Genomic DNA, 16,764 nt, shown 5'->3' with positions numbered 1-16,764 from the left:
AGGGGCGTTTTTTGGTGCCGAATTCACCTCTCAAGCATTCCAGTTTCATGGTTGAAACGATTGAAACCCTCTATGAGAAGATGGAAGCTGCGGTGCGTGATCTCGATTTCGAGGAAGCGGCACGATGCCGAAACGCTATCAATCTGATGCGTAGCGGCGCCACGGCGGAAGAGGCCGCCCAAGCCGATGCCTCTGGTCTTCAGCGCCAGCAACCTGGCGCTATGGGCCTTGGCACGAGCCAGCAAAAAGTTACTCCACCCAAAGGCTGGAAGCCGCCCCCCAAACCCGATCCGATGACCAGGGGCAGGGGGCGGCGTCGGTCAGACAAGACCTGACGCTTCACCGGCTCGCTGGCTCGAAACATCACCATCCACGTCCACTGATCATTCGCTTATAGACGGGAAAATCTTATGTCTCATGATACGAACACCACTCAGGATATTGCACGCATCTTTGCCCTGCAGCGCAAGGCACAATGGGATGTGAAAGCCTCTACGGCAGAGCAGCGCAAGGCGAAGCTCGCCAAGCTCAAAGCGGCAGTAGAGAAACACGCCGATGATATTGTTGCAGCGGTGCAGAAAGACACGCGCAAGCCGGAAGGCGAAATCCGCGTCACTGAAGTAATGAATGTCACTTCCAATATTCAGCGCAATATCGATCATCTCGATGACTGGATGAAGCCGACTCCGGTCGAACCGTCCATGAATGCTGACGATAAAGCGATGATTGTGCCAGAAGCGCTTGGCGTGTGCCTGATCCTTGGACCATGGAATTTCCCGCTTGGCCTGACCTTCGGCCCGCTGGCGGCGGCCATTGCGGCTGGCAATTGCTGCATGGTGAAGCTGACTGACCTCTGCCCGGCTACGGCAAAGATTGCAGGCACTATCATTCGCGAGATATTTGACGAGAGTGAAGTCGCTCTGTTTGAAGGCGATGTGAGCGTTGCTGAAAGCCTGCTTGAGCTGCCCTTCAATCACATTTTTTTCACGGGCAGCACCCGTGTTGGCAAGATTGTGATGGCAGCCGCTGCGAAGCATCTCGCCAGCGTGACGCTTGAACTGGGTGGCAAATCCCCGGTCATTATCGACAAGGGCGCCGATATTGAAAAGATCGGGGCGGACCTTGCTTCAGCCAAGCAGTTCAATGGCGGGCAGGCCTGCATCTGCCCGGATTATGTCTTCGTGCCCGAAGCTATGCAGGGCCAGTTGGTTGATGCGTTCAAGGCGAACCTCCAGAAAAACCTCTATTCTGATAGTGGCGAGATCAAGAAAGACAGCATTGCGCAGATCGTCAACGAACCCAATTTCCGCCGGGTGAAGGGCCTGTTCGATGATGCTGTGTCGCAGGGCGCCAATATTGCCGTGGGCGGCGAAATGGATGAAACGGATCTCACCGTTCACCCCACATTGCTGACCGATGTCACGCCGGAAATGAAAATTTTGCAGGAAGAAATCTTCGCGCCGGTTCTGCCGGTGATGACATATGACAATCTCGATCAGGTCATCAGTTATATTGAAGACCGCGACAAACCGCTGGCGCTGTATATGTATAGCCCGGATGAAGCGAATGTGGAGAAGGTGCTGAATCGCACTTCATCTGGTGGGGCGACCATTAACGGCGTCTTCTCGCATTATTTGGAAAATCGCCTGCCCTTCGGCGGCGTGAATCAGAGTGGCATTGGCAGCTATCACGGCCACTTTGGCTTCAAAGCCTTCTCGCATGAGCGGGCCGTTTATCTGCACCAGTAAACTGCATGATCAGAGCGACCGGCATCGTGCCGGTCGCTCTGACATTGCTGCGCATCAATCACCCGGGGCGATGCGCAGTTTCAAGCCATCAAGTTCGCTGGTGAGCGGAATCTGGCAGGACAGGCGAGAACTCTCCTGGCGGTGGTCGGACCCATCCAAAAGGCCATCTTCATCTTCCGACATGGCCGGCAGCTTTGGCGTGAATGTGGGGTCAATCACCACATGGCATGTCGCACAGGAACAGCATCCGCCGCACAGGGCCTGCAACTCGCTGAACCCATTATCGCGAATAGCCACCATCAGTGAACCTTGCGGTTCGACTGGGACTGCGCGAGTTTCACCTTCCAGCGTTTCAATATTCAAAGTAATCATGCAGAAGTCTCCGTCCGGCACGGCAAGGCCGCGCGGTGTTGGTGGTGATGAGTTTTGTTGAAGGGGATCGGCCAGCAGGATTAGCTGTGGAACTGGGCCTCTGGCTCTTGTCCCCTATCCGTGAGTTCTGGTTCGGCGCTTTGATTCAACGCTTTACGAAATCTCTTCCTGACCAACCACGGCTCCAGCCAGCGGCCAAAGCAGAACAGGGCGGCGAAAATTCCGGCAAACACATAGGCTGCCTTGGGTGAGTGTGTTCCTTCTTCTTCTTCCTCGCCCTCTTGCTTTTCCCGCTGCTTCTTTTCCTCCAGCGTTTCCGGGGCAGGTGCGCCCAGCATCTGATCGATCACGTTTAATTGCTGAGGCTCTTTGTCTTTCTCCGCGTCCTTTTCCTTCTTGGCCTTCGCCGCTGCCTTTTCGGCTTCGGTTGGGCGTTCAAGTTCTGAGATGACTATCGTGGCTTGCGCAAAGGCGAGGAACAGCAGGGGGGCGAGGAACACCAGCAGTAAGGCAGGGCTGGTCAGCCTGTAACGGAGGCGGGACTGGCCCTTCTCTTCCACCACTTTCAGCGTACCCTTGGTGAAGGTGGCCAGCCTGTCCTGTGCTGCCGGGTTTTCTTTCCTATAGGTCAGCGTGTTGCCATCAACTTCATACTCTGTGCCGCTTGTTTTCAAGAGGGGATCAAGCCTTGCAAATGTGCTGGCGGGCGATCTCGGCGGGTCAAGCACCACATAGCCTCTGGTTGTCCAGATCCAGTCGATGAAAGGCAGTTTCAGCACTCGGAGATTCTCCAGCGGGTTTCAGGCACAGAGCTGCCCGTTCTCCCACGCCAGTTGCGCGGGAGAGGTGGGATGGACATTGCGGGACGTTGGTGGGAAGTGTCGGGCCGGAGTGTTATGCGGTTTGGGCGTTGCCCGGCCGACGGAGCCGGCGCTGAACCCACTCTTTCGTGGTTTTGTACCCTTCGGTGAAAGGGTAAACCATGGTTTCACTGATCTGCATACGACGGCCGCCTTCCATGCCGAGCTTCTCTGCTTCACCATCAATGCAGGTGCCGAAGAGACGGTCGAAAATGATCCAGGTCGAACCGTAATTGCTGCGGCTGGCTTCGAAATCCTGTGAATGATGCACGCTGTGGTGTTCCGTCGTGTTGAACAGGAAGCGCCACCATTTGGGCGTGTTGAAGCGCACATTGATGTGCTGATAGGTACCAATCGCCAGCCCCAACGTACCGGCCAAGAGAGCCGCACGGGGCAGAAAGTCAAAGAAGCCACCGATTCCAAGGCCAATCAGGAACAGTTCAACCGGATTACCGACAGCACCTTTGTTGATGTTGAGCTGGGTGATGTAATGATGCGGCGCGTGGGTGAGCCACAGCGGGTACCAATTGTGCATTCCCCGGTGCATCCAATATTGCCCGAAGTCGAAGATGAGCGATATCATCAGCGCCTGCACCAGCAACGGCAACCCGGTGAACCAGCTGAATTTGTCCCAATCATAGGCGCCTTGGATGGCTCCGATGATTGCGCCGTCACCGATATAGACATCGACCATCCGCAAAACCGTGTAGCCAAGTCCGACATAGAAGAGGTCTGTACACAATTCCTTCCAGGTGAGCTGCCAGCTCTTATGACGCGGATTGATCAGCTCAATGCCGATCAGCAGGACCCTGAAGGAAATGCCAATGATGATGGCGGTGGTCGCGACAGCGAGAGAATTGGGTGCGTAATACCAGAAGGCGATGAGCGAGAAGAGGACAAAGGGCTGAAAATAAGTGAAGATGAAACGCTTCACCGGGCCGCCTTCTACCTTGGGAATGTTCTCCCATCCCACGGTGACAGGCGCATCAGCCCCTATGATCCTATTTCCTACACGAACACCGGCCATATTCCCTAACCCCCATCATCGTGAGCGTGGCAATCCGAGCCGTTTCGCGCGGGATGGAAGGTGGTGATCGCCAAGCCTCCTACTGTCGTCCCAAACGAATATCGTACACGGACTCCATCAACCGGGCCGCTGATTGGCCCGGCATACTTCAGAATCTCTCCCTGAGAACGTCGTATCTTATCGCTATAGAATGACAGGCTATCGATATTAACGAATGCGTCAAGAGTAATAATGTATTCAAATTACCAGAGATGCACTTTTATGGAAATGATTGTTCAGCCGCGCGCGACATAGGGCCGCCAGCCACCCAAAGCGGTGATATCCTCCGCTCCATCGGTCGCGCGGGGTTCGGAAACGAAACCTTTTACGCTTGTTCCGTCGGACAGGGTAACGGTGCCAATGGCCAGCGGAGCCGGAACTTCGGCTACAAAACTGCCGAAAGCGGCCACATCAAGTTCATAAACTTCAACCGCGATTTCCGCGCCATCGTCGCTATGCACCAGTGCGGGCTTGGGCGGCACGCTGTTGGCGATGGCGTAGAGGCGATAGTTGGGCGCTGTCTGGAAAGCTCCGACGAATTTTGCATCGCGTGAAGTCAATTGCCAGTGGAGCGGCATATCCTTGAGGTGCGCGCCGACGACAGCCAGTTTCACAGTTTCCATTTTTCCCTCCAGATCAAGCGGGGGCGGGGCGGGCAAATCCGCCTTCGCCAGATAATCCTCGGCTGCATCCATCAACCCCGTATCGCTTCCGGCAGGGCCGATCAGCGTGATGCCGAAGCCGGTACCATTGGCACGAGCGCCAGCAGGCAGCGCGATGGCAGCCATGTCGAGCAGGTTTACGAAATTGGTGTAGAGGCCAAGATTGCTATTCAGCGCGACTGGTGCAGCCAGTAGTTCTGCCACCCGGTAGGTTGTGCCGGTGGTCGGGAAGGCCAGCATGTCGACCGACTGCCACATTTCCTCCGCTTGCCGCTGCAATGCGGCCAGGCGATATATGCCATTGAACAGGTCCACAGCCGATATGGCGCTGCCGGGTTCCACAACAGTGCGCACCGTATCGTCAATCGCAGCGGGATTTTCGGCCAGTAATTTGGCAAGGGCGGCGGTGCGTTCTGCCACCCAGGGGCCGCTATAGAGCAGGCTTGCAGCTTCATTGAGGAAGGCAATGTCGAGTTCGACAACCTCACTTCCCGTTCCCAATACATCGAGCGCTTGCTGATAAAGATATTCGGATTGGCCATCACCGAACCAGCCACGCTGATCGGGACGCGGCACGCCGATGCGTTTGGGCTGAAGCGGGCGGGTGGCGAGTGGTTTGGAATAGGGGTCGCTCGCATCAAAACCGGCGATCACACGATCCACCAGTCGCGCATCGGCAACACTATCGGTGAACACGCTGATGCAGTCGAGAGTGCGGCAGGCAGGCACAAGGCCCGTCGTGCTCCAGCGCCCTTTGCTCGGCTTCAGACCGACAAGGTGGTTGAACGCAGCAGGCACACGGCCTGAGCCAGCCGTATCGGTTCCGAGGGCGAAGGGAACCAGCCCCGCTGCCACGGCCACGGCAGAGCCAGAACTGGAGCCACCGCTGACATAGGCGCGATTATAGACATTGCGCGGGATGCCATAGGGGCTGCGCGTGCCGACAAGGCCTGTGGCAAATTGGTCAAGGTTAGTCTTGCCGACACAGATCGCCCCGGCTTCCAGCAGCTTCACGGTTGCAGTCGCAGATGCCTCAGGCTGATAAGCGAAAGCGGGGCAGCCTGCAGTGGTTTCGAAACCGGCAACGTCAATATTGTCCTTCGCGGCGAAGGGCACGCCTGCCAGCGGAAGCTGTTCACCAGCGGCAACGCGGGCATCGACGGCGCGAGCGGCAGCGATAATAGCGTCCGGCGCGGCGCGGCTGATCCAGGCTTGCGGCTGGATTTCATCATAGGCTGCAAGGCGGGCGAGTGTATCCTCCGCAATGGAAACAGCGCTGCGGGTGCCATTATTGACCGATGCAGCAAGGGCGGTGGCGCTCTGTCGGGTGAGGTCCGTCATGCGCGGCGTGTCAGCGCAAGGAGAGGCGCACCCGGTTCAATCGCCTGACGTTCCTGCATGTAGAGCGCGGAGACTGTGCCCGCGCTGGGGCTTTCCAGTGAACATTCCATCTTCATTGCCTCTATAATCGCGACCACATCACCGGCTTCAACTTCATCGCCTTCCGAAACCAGTAACTTCCAGACATTTCCGCCGAAAGGGGCCTCCACCAGATCAGCGCCTTCGGGTACTTCAATGGCGGGAGCGTTCAGCTCTGCACCGGAGGAATCTTCGATCAGTTCAGAAACCCGATCAAACTCACCATTGCGCTGCCATTCCGCCCGCTCTTCATCGAAGGCGGCTTGCCGGGTTTCCTGAAACGCATCGATGGATGATGCATTCTCGGCGAGGAACTTGCGATAATCTGCCAGGCGGAATTCGGTTTGCTCAACCTCGATTGAGCGGCGCCCGGTGGGAAAATCGCGGCGCCATTCTTCCAATTCCTCAGCGCTGACTTCGAAGAAGCGAATCTGGTCAAAGAAGCGTAGCAGCCAGGGCTTACCGTCCTTGAACACATCGGTCTGGCGGTAGGTGTTCCATACTTGGATGGTGCGGCCAAATAGCTGATAGCCACCGGGCCCTTCCATCCCATAGATGCACATATAAGCCCCGCCGATGCCGACAACATTGGGCGGGGTCCATGTGCGGGCTGGGTTATATTTGGTGGTGACGAGACGGTGGCGCGGGTCCACCGGCGTGGCGACTGGTGCGCCGAGATAAACGTCGCCCAGTCCCATCACGAGGTAAGTGGCATCGAACACGATGTCCTGCACCGCGTCGGCATCTTTTAACCCGTTAATGCGGCGAATGAACTCGATATTATCCGGGCACCAGGGCGCATCATCGCGTACGGCGGCCATGTATTTTTCGATTGTCTCGGTGATCGCCGGGTCGCGCCAACTGAGCGGAAGATGGACGATGCGTGAAGGAATGGTGAAATCCTCCAGATCGCCCAATTCGTTCTCGGCGTCCATCAAGGCGGCAAGGGCGCCAGCCTGATCAAGCACATTATCGTCAAAATGAAGCTGGAGGGAGCGGATGCCCGGCACAATATCGACCACGCCGGGCAGTGCCTTGGCTTCAAGCACTGTCATCAAAGCATGAACGCGGATGCGCAGTTCGATGTCGAGCACGATTGGCCCATATTCGACCAGAATATTCCGGTCGCCCTGCTGCCGGTAGAAGGTGCGCGGGCGCAGGCCGTCTTCCGGGGTTTCGGCAAGAATGGGGGACAGGTCGGCGATGTCCCGGACGATGTCGCCCGCATCGGCAGTGCCAGAGCTGAGCGACAGCGGCGCGCGGTTGGCGGCCTGTGCATCCTCAATATTGACTGGCACAAAGCGCAACCGATTGCCGGGTGCAAGCTGGCCGATTTTCCAACGGTCTGCTGCGATCACCACAAAGGGGCACACGAAGCCGCCTAGCGATGGCCCGTCTGGCCCCAGAATGATCGGCATGTCACCCGTGAAATCAACTGCGCCGATGGCATAAGGATTGTCGTGAATATTGGATGGGTGAAGGCCAGCTTCGCCGCCATCCTTGCGCGCCCATTCGGGTTTCGGACCGACAAGGCGCACGCCGGTGCGGTTGCTGTTGTAATGCACCTGCCACTCTGCCTCCAGCACAGAGGCGATGTCGTCTTGCGTGAAGAAGTCGGGCGCGCCATGTGGGCCATACATCACCCGCAAGGTCCAGCGATTGCCGAAATCGGGCGATGGTGTGGCAGGCTCGATGGCTGTATCGGCCGCCATTTGAGCCAGATGCAATGTGTCGCCAGCCAGCAGGCGGCGCGCTGCATGGCCGCCAAACTGACCGAGTTCAAATGTACTGCGGCTATCGAGATAGGGGGGAATGTCTAACCCACCTGCAAAGAGGATATAGCCGCGCATCCCGCCACCTGAAACGCGGCCCATAGAGAGCGTTTGTCCGGCAGCGACATCGAAAGGTGTGCCGCGTTCGATGGGCATGTCGTCCAGTTTTGCGCCGAAATCAGCCCCGGTGATGCACAACCGTGCGGGGGCATTGAAGAACAGTGTCGGCCCGGTGAAGGTGACTTCCAGACCCGCCATTCCTTCCGGATTGCCAAGGCGCATATTGCCGACACGGAAAGAACGGTCATCCATTGGCCCTGAAGGCGGTACGCCGATTGACCACAAACCTTCACGGCCCGGCCAATCCTGCACGGTGGTGGCCGTGCCGCCGGAAACAACGCGGATACTGTGCGGATTATAGCCGATAGTATCGAGCATCCGGGTGGAGACGTTACCTGAGGTGAAACGTTCGTCCCGCAGCACGTCGCGCAGCCAGCGCAGATTTGTCTCGATCCCGTCAACGCGGGTTTCATCGAGCGCACTCTGCATGGCTTCGATGGCGCCTTCGCGTGTTTCGGCGTAGGTAATCAGCTTGGCGATCATCGGATCATACCATGCGCTGATCGTGCTACCCGCTTCGCACCATGTTTCCGAACGGATGCGTTCGGGGAAATTGATGGAGGTCAGTGTGCCGGTGGTGGGGCGATAGTCCAGCGCTGGATCTTCGGCATAGAGGCGCACCTGCACCGCATGGCCCCGCGCAACCGGCGGAGCCCGGTCCATAAAGGCATAGTCACCCGCTGCACCACGGATCATCCATTCAACAAGGTCAATGCCCATCACTTCTTCAGTGACGCCATGTTCAACCTGCAAACGGGTGTTCATTTCAAGGAAGAAAAATTCTTCCCGCTCAGCATCAAACAGAAATTCGACTGTCCCGGCAGAGCGATAATGCGCAGCTTTCCCCAAGCGGACGGCAGCGGCGATCAGATCGCGGCGGACAGCGGAAGAAAGGCGTGGGGCGGGGGCTTCTTCGACAACTTTCTGATTGCGGCGCTGGAGCGAACAATCGCGTTCTCCCAGCGGCATCACCCGGCCTTCGCCGTCGCCGAAAATCTGCACTTCAATATGGCGCGCGCGGGCGATGTAGCGTTCAAGGAACACACCAGCATCACCGAAGCTTCCAGCGCCTTGGCGGGCAACGCCGGCAAAACCATCACGCACGGCGGCTTCATCTTCGCAAATACGCATCCCGATGCCGCCACCGCCAGCGGTGGCTTTGAGGATGACGGGATAGCCGATTTCGTTGGCAGCTTGTGCAGCCTCTTCCTCATCCGTCAGCAGGCCAGTGCCGGGGGCCAGGGGTACACCTTGTTCCTCAGCTAAGGCGCGGGCGCTGTGCTTGAGGCCGAAGGTGCGGATATGATCGGGGCGCGGGCCGACAAAGACAATGCCTTGTGCCTCACAGGCTTCCGCAAATTCGGCATTTTCGGCCAGAAAGCCGTAGCCCGGATGGATATAGCCTGCGCCGGTAGCCTTGGCGGCGGCTATGATGGCGGGGATGTTGAGGTAACTTTCTGCCGCCGCAGCAGGGCCGATACAGACAGCAATGTCGGCCTGCGAGACATGAAGGGAATCTGCATCCGCTTCGGAATACACCGCGACAGAGCGCACTCCCATCTGGCGCAGCGTGCGGATAATCCGGGTGGCGATCGCGCCTCGGTTTGCGACCAGTACCGTTGCCGCACTCATGCAGTCACGATCATCCGCACTGAAGTGGGGTTGAAGGCGTTGCAGGGATTGTTGATCTGAGGACAATTGGAAACCACCACGATTATGTCCATTTCAGCGCGCAGGTCGACTGTGAGGCCGGGCGCTGAAATGCCGTCCACGATGCCGAGTGAACCGTCTGGTTCGACCGGCACATTCATGAAGAAGTTGATGTTGGAGACCATGTCGCGCTTGCTGCGGCCTTCGGTCAGATTGGCTTCAAGGAAATTCTCGACACAGGCGTGCTGGGCCTTGGTATGATGGCCATAGCGCAGTGTGTTGGATTCACATGAACAGGCCCCGCCAATCGTGTCATGATAATCCACCGATGTGTCGGTGATCGTGGCCATCGCGCGCCCTTCGTTTGAACGAAGCACTGCACCTTTGCGCAGGAACAGATTGCCTTGCGCGGCGACAGTATCCTGTGCGCTGTAGCGTTCCGTATCGTCAGCGGCGCTGTAGAGCAGGAAATCCACCGCCTGATTGCCTTCCAGATCGACGATACGCAGCGTCTGGCCCGCTTTGATGTGGTGCAACCATGGTGCGCGTGCAGGCACGATTTCATCATGGACAATGGTGCCAGCAAGGCCCTCGGTTCCCGTGGAGTTGGTCATGGTTCGGGCTTTCGTCCTCTTTAGCGGCGGTAGTAATCTTCGACGTTTTTGAAGGCGCGCAGGCCTTCCGGTGTGGCGCTGCGGACGGGGTCTGCCTCATCCGTCACAGCGCCGCGCCAAGCCGATGCGCGCAGCGGCGTCACAGCCCATTCATCACGCGGGTCGAGCACATGCGGGCAATTGGCGATCACTACGATCACGTCCATCTCAGCGCGCAGGATGATTTTGCGACCAGCTTCATATGGCCCAACCAGCGGTGTAATCGTGCCGTCAGCCTCAATCCGCGTGCCCTTGAACAGATTGACACAAGGGTGAACATCGCGCCGTTGCAGGCCATGTTTGGCGGAGCCGAGCAAAAGCCGGTCCCGGCCATTAGGGAAGGCGCCACTGTTGCGGCCTTCGCCATATTTCGCTGCGTTGGTGGAGGCGTTTGAAGTGCCGCAGAAAGCATCATGCGTTTGCGCCTCATCTTCCACAATGCTCATCAACACGCGCCCCATATCGGAGAGCAGCAGCTTGCCCGCGCCCAGATAGGCGTTCCACTGGACCTTCACCGTATCTGCAACATTGAGCCGTTCGCTTGGCATTTCGGCATTATAGATCAGCAGCGAAGCGCAGGCGTCCCCTTCAAGGTCGATCAGGCGCAAGCGGGAACCACGGGAAAGTTTGCGGGTGGCATAGCCACCTGCGGCAATCGTCTCTTCCCACACCAGATCCCCTGCCGACACATCAGCCGGCAAATCGTCGGCGACGGGCGGCAGAACCGGCATAGCATCGACGATCGTCCCTTCCATCGCTCTGGCATGGTCGCGGGCGGCGAGAGGATTGGCGAGGTTTTGCGTCATGCGGCGGCAGTCTTTCCGGGTTTCCCCTTTTGCGGCACAATATTGCCATTGCCATCTGCTTCAGGCTGATTGTGAAGCTGTGGAAGCAGGGCGGTGGTGGTGAAGAGCTGGAGCTGGTGCACCCCGCGAATGCGGCGCATGGCATCGCACAATTCTTCCAGCCGAACAGCGGGACCCTGCACCAGCAGAACTTCAAGCGACTGGTCATCCTCAAGGAAGACATGCTGCGAAGAGATGACTTCCTTGAGAAAATCAGATTGTGTCAGCGCCAGTTCCTGCCGGATGCTCCCGCGATCCCCGCGATAAACCAGTGTGATGGTGCCAGCGAGCAGTTCTTCGGGCCGGGTGCGGGCTTCGTGATCGGCCAGCGCGTGGCGGATCAGTTCTGCGATAAGCTGCGAGCGTGAGGGTAAGCCGCGCTCCTCTACCATCGTATCAAGCTGGCGAAACAATTCGGCAGGGAGGCTCATGCTGAGGCGGGCCAGGCTGGTGGGTTCGGTAGCCATGAGTTTGTCTTCTCAATTATTATTAGTTCTGTCAATCGTAATACTACGATTATTTTCGGGGTGATGCTCGATGCTTTTGGCCGTGCTGATTTCGCCCGCAGAAGCGGTTTTGCGGGTCAGTGCGAGATCATAAACGACGGTGGCACCAAAACGCTGCGGAGCGTGGGGATCGTGCCGCCATTTGTCCAGCGTGAGCACCCGTGTTCCAAGGCCAAATGCCTCACCAATGTCATGCGTGACCATGATGACGGTGAGCGAATAGTCGTTCCACAAACGGGTGATCAATTTGTGCATGTCGGACCTGATGCCGGGATCAAGCGCACCGAAAGGTTCATCCAGCAAGAGAATGCGCGGTCGCTTGATAAGTGCTTGTGCGATGGCAAGGCGTTGCTGCATTCCGCCCGACATCTGTGCCGGGTAAAGGTGAAGATGATCGCCCAGTCCCACTGCCTCCAGCATCTCTTCAGCCTCGGCAATGGCAGCGCGGCGCTTTGCGCCAAATAGTCGCGCAGTGATCGGCGCTTGCGCGCATTCCAGCCCGAACAGTGTGTTGCCGAGTACGGTCATATGCGGGAACACGGAATAGCGTTGAAATACGACGCCGCGATCAGGTTCGCACTCTGGCTTAAGCGGCACACCATCGAGCGTGATACTCCCGCGTGACGAGGTGTCCTGACCCAGTACCAGACGCAGCAAGCTGCTTTTTCCGGCGCCGGATGGGCCGATAATGGAAACGAAGGACCCTTCCTCTATTTCCAGATTGATGCGTTCGAGTACGACCTTGTCGCCATATTCGATCCATATGTCTTGCAGGCTGAGGAGCGTGCTCAATGCCTATCTCCATGCGCCCAGCCAAACAGGCGATGGCTGGACCTGACCAAGAGGAAATCAGTGACCGCAGCAAGCAGGGCGATCCATGCAACATAGGGCAGGATCACATCCATCGCGAGATAGCGGCGGACGAGGAAGATGCGATAACCAAGCCCAATGTCGGCGGCGATAGCCTCGGCGGAAATCAGGAATACCCATGCCGGGCCCAGCGATAAGCGCACGGCTTGCAGCAGCCGCGGCATCGCTTGGGGAAGGGCAACCCGCAATATGAGCTGCCAGGTGCTGGCCCCAAGTGTCTGTGCTTTCACAATCTGTTCACGCGGCAGACTGCCAACATGCCCGGCAATGTCGCGGATCATGAAGGGGGCGATACCGATAACGATAAGCGCAACCTTGGCGGTTTCGCCCAAGCCAAAAGCGATGAAGAGGATCGGCAGCAGAGCAATCGGCGGAATAACTGCAATGCCGGTCACCAACATCCCAAAGGTTGCCCGAACGGGAGGAAGAATACCCAGCACCAGCCCGACAAGCAGCGCACTAAGCGTGGAAATGGCAAGTCCCAGTCCAAGGCGCTGGAGGCTGGCCAGCGTATCGGCCCAGAACAGGTAACGCCCCGAGAGCGGATCAGGTTCGATCACTAAGGCACGCATTGCATCCACCATTTGCCCCGGCAGTGGTAGGATCTTGTCTGCCGGATTGATCGCATGGCGATCCGCAGCAAAAATCAGGTAAACAATGATAAGTATCAGGATCGGGGCAATCCCCATGAGCAGGCTATTGCCCCGTCCGATCCTTTGATTGATCCAGCGCATTATGCGTTGATCCTGTTTTCACCGCGACCCCGTTTCACCCGATCACAAGCCCCCATCAGCGGCCATCTTCATGAAGCTATCGTCAAAACGCAGCGTGATCCGGTCTTTGTCGCCCAGTGTTTTGCCGCCGGGGAAGGACATGCCCACGGCATTAGCCGAACTGGCTCCTTGACCAAACAGCCCTTGCGCAAAGCTGAAATCGCGCACCCTGGTCATGGTCTTGATCAGAGCAGGATCAGTTGTCGCTGCGACCGCTTTTTTCGGGTCTGCATAAAGATAGGTTGTGGCAAGTTGTTCATTGAAGAGCTTGGGCGTGGTGCCGGCGAGTTGTGCCATGGCCGCGCGGGCGGCTTCGCCTTCCTTATCCTGACGCTGCATCAGAGCGGTCGTTTCGTACCAGATGCCTGCCAGTGCCTTGCCGAGATTGGGGTTGGCTTTGAGCGTGGCTGTATCCACCACCATAAGGTCAAGAATTTCACCCGGAATATCGGCCGAACTGAAAACTTCATGGGCGCCTGGCTCTTGCTTCATCGTCAGCAATTGCGGGTTCCAGGCCACCGCTGCTGTGACATCAGGCGAACTGAAAGCCCCTGCAATATCAGCATCGGCTGTGTTGACCGTCCGCACATCACTCATTTTCAGTTTGACGGATTCAAGCGCGCGAGCGAGCAAATAGTGCGACACCGAGAGCTCGACCAGATTGACCTGACGACCTTTAATATCAGCGAGGTTGCTGGATCCTTTAAGCAGTACTCCGTCATTGCCGTTAGAGTAGTCACCAACGATAATGGCGCTGGTGTCCTTGCCGCCAGCGGCCGGGATGGTGAGTGCGTCCATATTGGCAACGGTCACCCCATCGAGCTGACCGGCGGTGTATTGGTTTACCGATTCAACGTAATCATTCACCTGCACGATATCGATCTTGATGCCGTATTTATCGGCCCATTTCTTCACGATGCCCGCTTGCTGGGCATAGGGCCAGGGCATCCAGCCAGCATAGATAGACCAGCCTATCTTGAACTCAGTCTTAGGTTTGGCTTTTTCCTCAGTCGCTGGTGAGCATGATGCCATGATGAGGGAGCATGCCAGCATCGCCGCTGCCCCCGCTCGACGAATCCCGTTCAACATAGGTGAATCTCCTTTCGCAACTGCAGCATTGCGAGAAAATTCCGGCTTGTCCATCATCAATTTATTACCATTGCGATTTTTTGTAATATCCATATGGTGTGCCCTTCAAGTGAGCGGGGGCGCAGATCACTCGGGCTTGGGGAATATTTTGGGGGAGATGTTTCGAAGGCGGTTTCTTGCCGCTGAACCAGCGGCTTTGCCCGGAGTATTCGATGCCTCAAACGCCGAACTCATCCATTAATCCTGCAAATCCGCGGATCGTCAACTCGGCAACCTCGCGTAGCTTCCCTAATGGCAATCCAGCACTTGGTTATAATCGTGCAGGAGTGCGCAATACGGATTCCGCCGTGCCACTGCATCCGGCTGAGCCGGTGGTGCATGACTATACCAGCGATGGGCCTGCGCCGGGGAGCATCAGTTTTCGCTGGGCCTATGGTTCCAACGTTGCTGCCAAGAATCGTGATCCACGCGTGCAGGTGGTCCAGTATAATGAAGATACTTTCGTCATGCGGGAGAATGTCTGCGTCCATTGGGAAGCGCCGTTCACCTACCTTCTGTTCGGCAATAAGGGTGCGCTGCTGATCGATAGCGGGGCTACTTCAAACGCGAAATACTACCCTTTGCGTGAGATGGTTGATGCCCTCATCACCCGTTGGGGGCAGGCGCGGGGCAGGGCGAAGGTGCCTTTGACCATCGCGCTGACCTCCGGGGAAGATGTGGCGCAAAATCAGGGGTTGTCGCAATTTGCCGGACGGCCTGACACAACTATCGTCCCGCCGCCACTCGCTTTGATGAAACGCCATTATGGGCTGGCAGGAAGCTGGCCTTCCGGGACCGGCGCGATCGATCTGGGTGATCGGGTCATTGATGCGATCCCTACCCCCGGCACGCATAAGGATGGGGTGAGCTTTTACGATCCCTATTGCGATTTCCTGTTCACGGGCGACCTGCTGTTCCCTGGCCGGATCAATATCAGCAATGAAGGTGATTACGTCGCCTCGCTGGAGCGCTTGCAGGCCTTTGCTGCGAGCCACAGTGTAAAATGGGTGATGGGCGGGCACATCGACATGATGTTTCTGCCGGGCAAACACTATCCGCGCTTTGCCACCTATAAGCCATATGAGCGGGTGCTGGAAATGGAGCCTGAGCTGATTGCTGAGGCGCTGCAATATGCCCGCGAAGCGCGTGGTCAGAAGATCATGCTGATCCGCCCTGATTTCATCTTGTTCAACGGTATCAGCCCGGACCAGCGGACAGGGGTGTGGCCAGAGGGTGTGCCCCGTATCAATCCACCTCATCCCTTTTAAGTCGCGAGAGGACTTCCCATGGATCGCCGCACTTTCCTTTCCTACAATGCTGCCGCTGTCGCCGTGCCGATGGCGCTGACCACTTTCAGCGATGCCGCCAAGGCCGCCACGCGACCGGAACCGATCGACTTCACCAGTAATTTGCCAGCACCCGGCAGCTTTCCTGATAAGTGGATCTGCGGTTCGGAATCGCTGATGGACAACACTGATCCGCCGGTGCAGGTCCATTGGTATAACGCCCACACAGCCATCCTGCGCCAGAACAAGGCCTATAGCTACGAAGCACCCTTCGCCCCGCTCTATTTCGGCAATGACCGGGTGCTTTTGCTGGATGAAGGCTACACGTCGTTACGCAATGATTGGGATCTGCGCGGCGTGGTGGATGAGTGTATTGCCCATTGGTGCGCGCGCAATGGGCGTGATCCGGCTAGCCTGGAACTGCTGGTCGCCTTCAGTCACCTGCATGATGACCATTACGCTGCGGTCAATCAGTTCGCGGATCGCCCCAACACCCGATATATGGGGCTGACGCATGAGGAGATGCTGGGCTTTTGGGGGATGACCAACTTCCCGGAAGAACGCGTGTCGCTGGACCTTGGTGGGCGCGAAATATTGATTTGGGGATCACCCGGGCATGTGATCTCCGAATTTGCCTATTACGACAGCTATACGCAGATCCTTTACACGGGCGACATGTTCTATCGTGGACGCTGCTATATCAGCTTCTGGCAGCCATGGCTCGACAGCATGAAGCGTCTCATCGATTTCGTAGATACCTATCCGGTGACCCATGTGATGGGCTGCCATGTCGAGATCAGCAAGGATGGTGTGGACTATCCCTATGGCCTCACCTGGCAGCCGGATGAAGCCCCCGTTCAGATGAGCGTGCAGCAACTGCGGGAGACCTATGAATATGCCAAAACCGTCCCTGGACCGGGCATCTATTTCACCGGCACGGTCTTTCTTTGCGTTGAAACACGCAGCCTGACGACGATCGACGTCAATCCTTACAGCTATAGTTAAGTCCGGGGCCACCTTCCCAAGGAGCATTG

15 protein-coding genes are annotated in these 16,764 nt (G+C 57.4%); 4 read left to right on the top strand and 11 right to left on the bottom strand.

Translation table 11 applies throughout. From position 1 onward, the window contains the following. Positions 1-47: 47 nt before the first annotated feature. Both GRI39_RS07165 and GRI39_RS07160 read left to right on the top strand, forming a co-directional pair. A complete protein-coding gene (locus tag GRI39_RS07165; protein WP_160739253.1) occupies positions 48-335 on the top strand; it encodes a UvrB/UvrC motif-containing protein in 288 nt (95 codons plus the stop codon). A gap of 75 nt (positions 336-410) precedes the next feature. After that, a complete protein-coding gene (locus GRI39_RS07160) occupies positions 411-1,748 on the top strand; it encodes an aldehyde dehydrogenase family protein (protein WP_160739005.1) in 1,338 nt (445 codons plus the stop codon). Between the two features lie 54 nt (positions 1,749-1,802). Here the strand turns inward: GRI39_RS07160 and GRI39_RS07155 are convergent, their stop codons facing one another. The 11 genes from GRI39_RS07155 to GRI39_RS07105 form a co-directional block, all read right to left on the bottom strand. Beyond that, the gene (locus GRI39_RS07155; RefSeq protein WP_160739004.1) at positions 1,803-2,120 is read right to left on the bottom strand and encodes a 2Fe-2S iron-sulfur cluster-binding protein; all 318 of its coding nucleotides are present in this window, start codon (positions 2,118-2,120) and stop codon (positions 1,803-1,805) included. An 80-nt stretch (positions 2,121-2,200) separates the two neighbouring features. Beyond that, positions 2,201-2,899: a hypothetical protein gene (locus tag GRI39_RS07150; protein WP_343033307.1), complete on the bottom strand. Its 699-nt coding sequence runs from the start codon at positions 2,897-2,899 to the stop codon at positions 2,201-2,203. 115 nt (positions 2,900-3,014) lie between these two features. Then, the gene (locus GRI39_RS07145) at positions 3,015-4,007 is read right to left on the bottom strand and encodes a sterol desaturase family protein (RefSeq protein WP_160739003.1); all 993 of its coding nucleotides are present in this window, start codon (positions 4,005-4,007) and stop codon (positions 3,015-3,017) included. Positions 4,008-4,282: 275 nt separating this feature from the next. Continuing rightward, the gene (gene atzF, locus GRI39_RS07140; protein ID WP_160739002.1) at positions 4,283-6,049 is read right to left on the bottom strand and encodes an allophanate hydrolase; all 1,767 of its coding nucleotides are present in this window, start codon (positions 6,047-6,049) and stop codon (positions 4,283-4,285) included. Next, a complete protein-coding gene (gene uca, locus GRI39_RS07135; RefSeq protein ID WP_160739001.1) occupies positions 6,046-9,651 on the bottom strand; it encodes an urea carboxylase in 3,606 nt (1,201 codons plus the stop codon). Before uca ends, atzF begins: the two co-directional genes overlap by 4 nt. Next, positions 9,648-10,283 carry an urea amidolyase associated protein UAAP2 gene (locus tag GRI39_RS07130; protein ID WP_160739000.1) on the bottom strand — a complete coding sequence of 212 codons (636 nt, stop codon included), beginning with the start codon at positions 10,281-10,283 and terminating at the stop codon, positions 9,648-9,650. Before GRI39_RS07130 ends, uca begins: the two co-directional genes overlap by 4 nt. A 20-nt stretch (positions 10,284-10,303) precedes the next feature. Next, positions 10,304-11,128, bottom strand: a complete 825-nt coding sequence (locus GRI39_RS07125; RefSeq protein WP_160738999.1) for an urea amidolyase associated protein UAAP1 — start codon at positions 11,126-11,128, stop codon at positions 10,304-10,306. Further along, entirely contained in the window at positions 11,125-11,634 is a 510-nt protein-coding gene (locus GRI39_RS07120) for a CopG family ribbon-helix-helix protein (RefSeq protein ID WP_160738998.1), read from the bottom strand. Before GRI39_RS07120 ends, GRI39_RS07125 begins: the two co-directional genes overlap by 4 nt. A 12-nt stretch (positions 11,635-11,646) precedes the next feature. Continuing rightward, on the bottom strand, positions 11,647-12,465 hold the full coding sequence (locus tag GRI39_RS07115; RefSeq protein WP_160738997.1) for an ABC transporter ATP-binding protein: 819 nt from the start codon (positions 12,463-12,465) through the stop codon (positions 11,647-11,649). Continuing rightward, on the bottom strand, positions 12,462-13,277 hold the full coding sequence (locus GRI39_RS07110) for an ABC transporter permease (protein ID WP_160738996.1): 816 nt from the start codon (positions 13,275-13,277) through the stop codon (positions 12,462-12,464). Before GRI39_RS07110 ends, GRI39_RS07115 begins: the two co-directional genes overlap by 4 nt. A gap of 42 nt (positions 13,278-13,319) precedes the next feature. Next, complete coding sequence (locus GRI39_RS07105; protein ID WP_160739251.1) at positions 13,320-14,405, bottom strand: putative urea ABC transporter substrate-binding protein; 1,086 nt, start codon at positions 14,403-14,405, stop codon at positions 13,320-13,322. Positions 14,406-14,617: 212 nt separating this feature from the next. On the opposite strand from GRI39_RS07105, the gene GRI39_RS07100 reads away from it, so the two are divergent. Both GRI39_RS07100 and GRI39_RS07095 read left to right on the top strand, forming a co-directional pair. Then, positions 14,618-15,712: an MBL fold metallo-hydrolase gene (locus GRI39_RS07100; protein ID WP_160738995.1), complete on the top strand. Its 1,095-nt coding sequence runs from the start codon at positions 14,618-14,620 to the stop codon at positions 15,710-15,712. Between the two features lie 18 nt (positions 15,713-15,730). Further along, positions 15,731-16,735: an MBL fold metallo-hydrolase gene (locus tag GRI39_RS07095; RefSeq protein ID WP_160738994.1), complete on the top strand. Its 1,005-nt coding sequence runs from the start codon at positions 15,731-15,733 to the stop codon at positions 16,733-16,735. The last annotated feature ends 29 nt before the right edge of the window (positions 16,736-16,764 follow it).

Source organism: Altericroceibacterium indicum, assembly GCF_009828105.1.
Lineage (GTDB): Bacteria > Pseudomonadota > Alphaproteobacteria > Sphingomonadales > Sphingomonadaceae > Altericroceibacterium > Altericroceibacterium indicum.
This window is presented reverse-complemented; position numbering and strand designations above follow the sequence as displayed.

Excerpts from the sequence above, each read along its gene's own strand:
- GRI39_RS07160 (WP_160739005.1), top strand. The coding sequence starts at position 411 with ATGTCTCATGATACGAACACCACTCAGGATATTGCACGCATCTTTGCC.
- GRI39_RS07165 (WP_160739253.1), top strand. The coding sequence starts at position 48 with ATGGTTGAAACGATTGAAACCCTCTATGAGAAGATGGAAGCTGCGGTG.
- GRI39_RS07095 (WP_160738994.1), top strand. The coding sequence starts at position 15,731 with ATGGATCGCCGCACTTTCCTTTCCTACAATGCTGCCGCTGTCGCCGTG.
- GRI39_RS07105 (WP_160739251.1), bottom strand. The coding sequence starts at position 14,405 with ATGTTGAACGGGATTCGTCGAGCGGGGGCAGCGGCGATGCTGGCATGC.
- atzF (WP_160739002.1), bottom strand. The coding sequence starts at position 6,049 with ATGACGGACCTCACCCGACAGAGCGCCACCGCCCTTGCTGCATCGGTC.
- GRI39_RS07125 (WP_160738999.1), bottom strand. The coding sequence starts at position 11,128 with ATGACGCAAAACCTCGCCAATCCTCTCGCCGCCCGCGACCATGCCAGA.
- GRI39_RS07130 (WP_160739000.1), bottom strand. The coding sequence starts at position 10,283 with ATGACCAACTCCACGGGAACCGAGGGCCTTGCTGGCACCATTGTCCAT.
- GRI39_RS07100 (WP_160738995.1), top strand. The coding sequence starts at position 14,618 with ATGCCTCAAACGCCGAACTCATCCATTAATCCTGCAAATCCGCGGATC.
- GRI39_RS07145 (WP_160739003.1), bottom strand. The coding sequence starts at position 4,007 with ATGGCCGGTGTTCGTGTAGGAAATAGGATCATAGGGGCTGATGCGCCT.
- GRI39_RS07110 (WP_160738996.1), bottom strand. The coding sequence starts at position 13,277 with ATGCGCTGGATCAATCAAAGGATCGGACGGGGCAATAGCCTGCTCATG.
- uca (WP_160739001.1), bottom strand. The coding sequence starts at position 9,651 with ATGAGTGCGGCAACGGTACTGGTCGCAAACCGAGGCGCGATCGCCACC.
- GRI39_RS07155 (WP_160739004.1), bottom strand. The coding sequence starts at position 2,120 with ATGATTACTTTGAATATTGAAACGCTGGAAGGTGAAACTCGCGCAGTC.
- GRI39_RS07120 (WP_160738998.1), bottom strand. The coding sequence starts at position 11,634 with ATGGCTACCGAACCCACCAGCCTGGCCCGCCTCAGCATGAGCCTCCCT.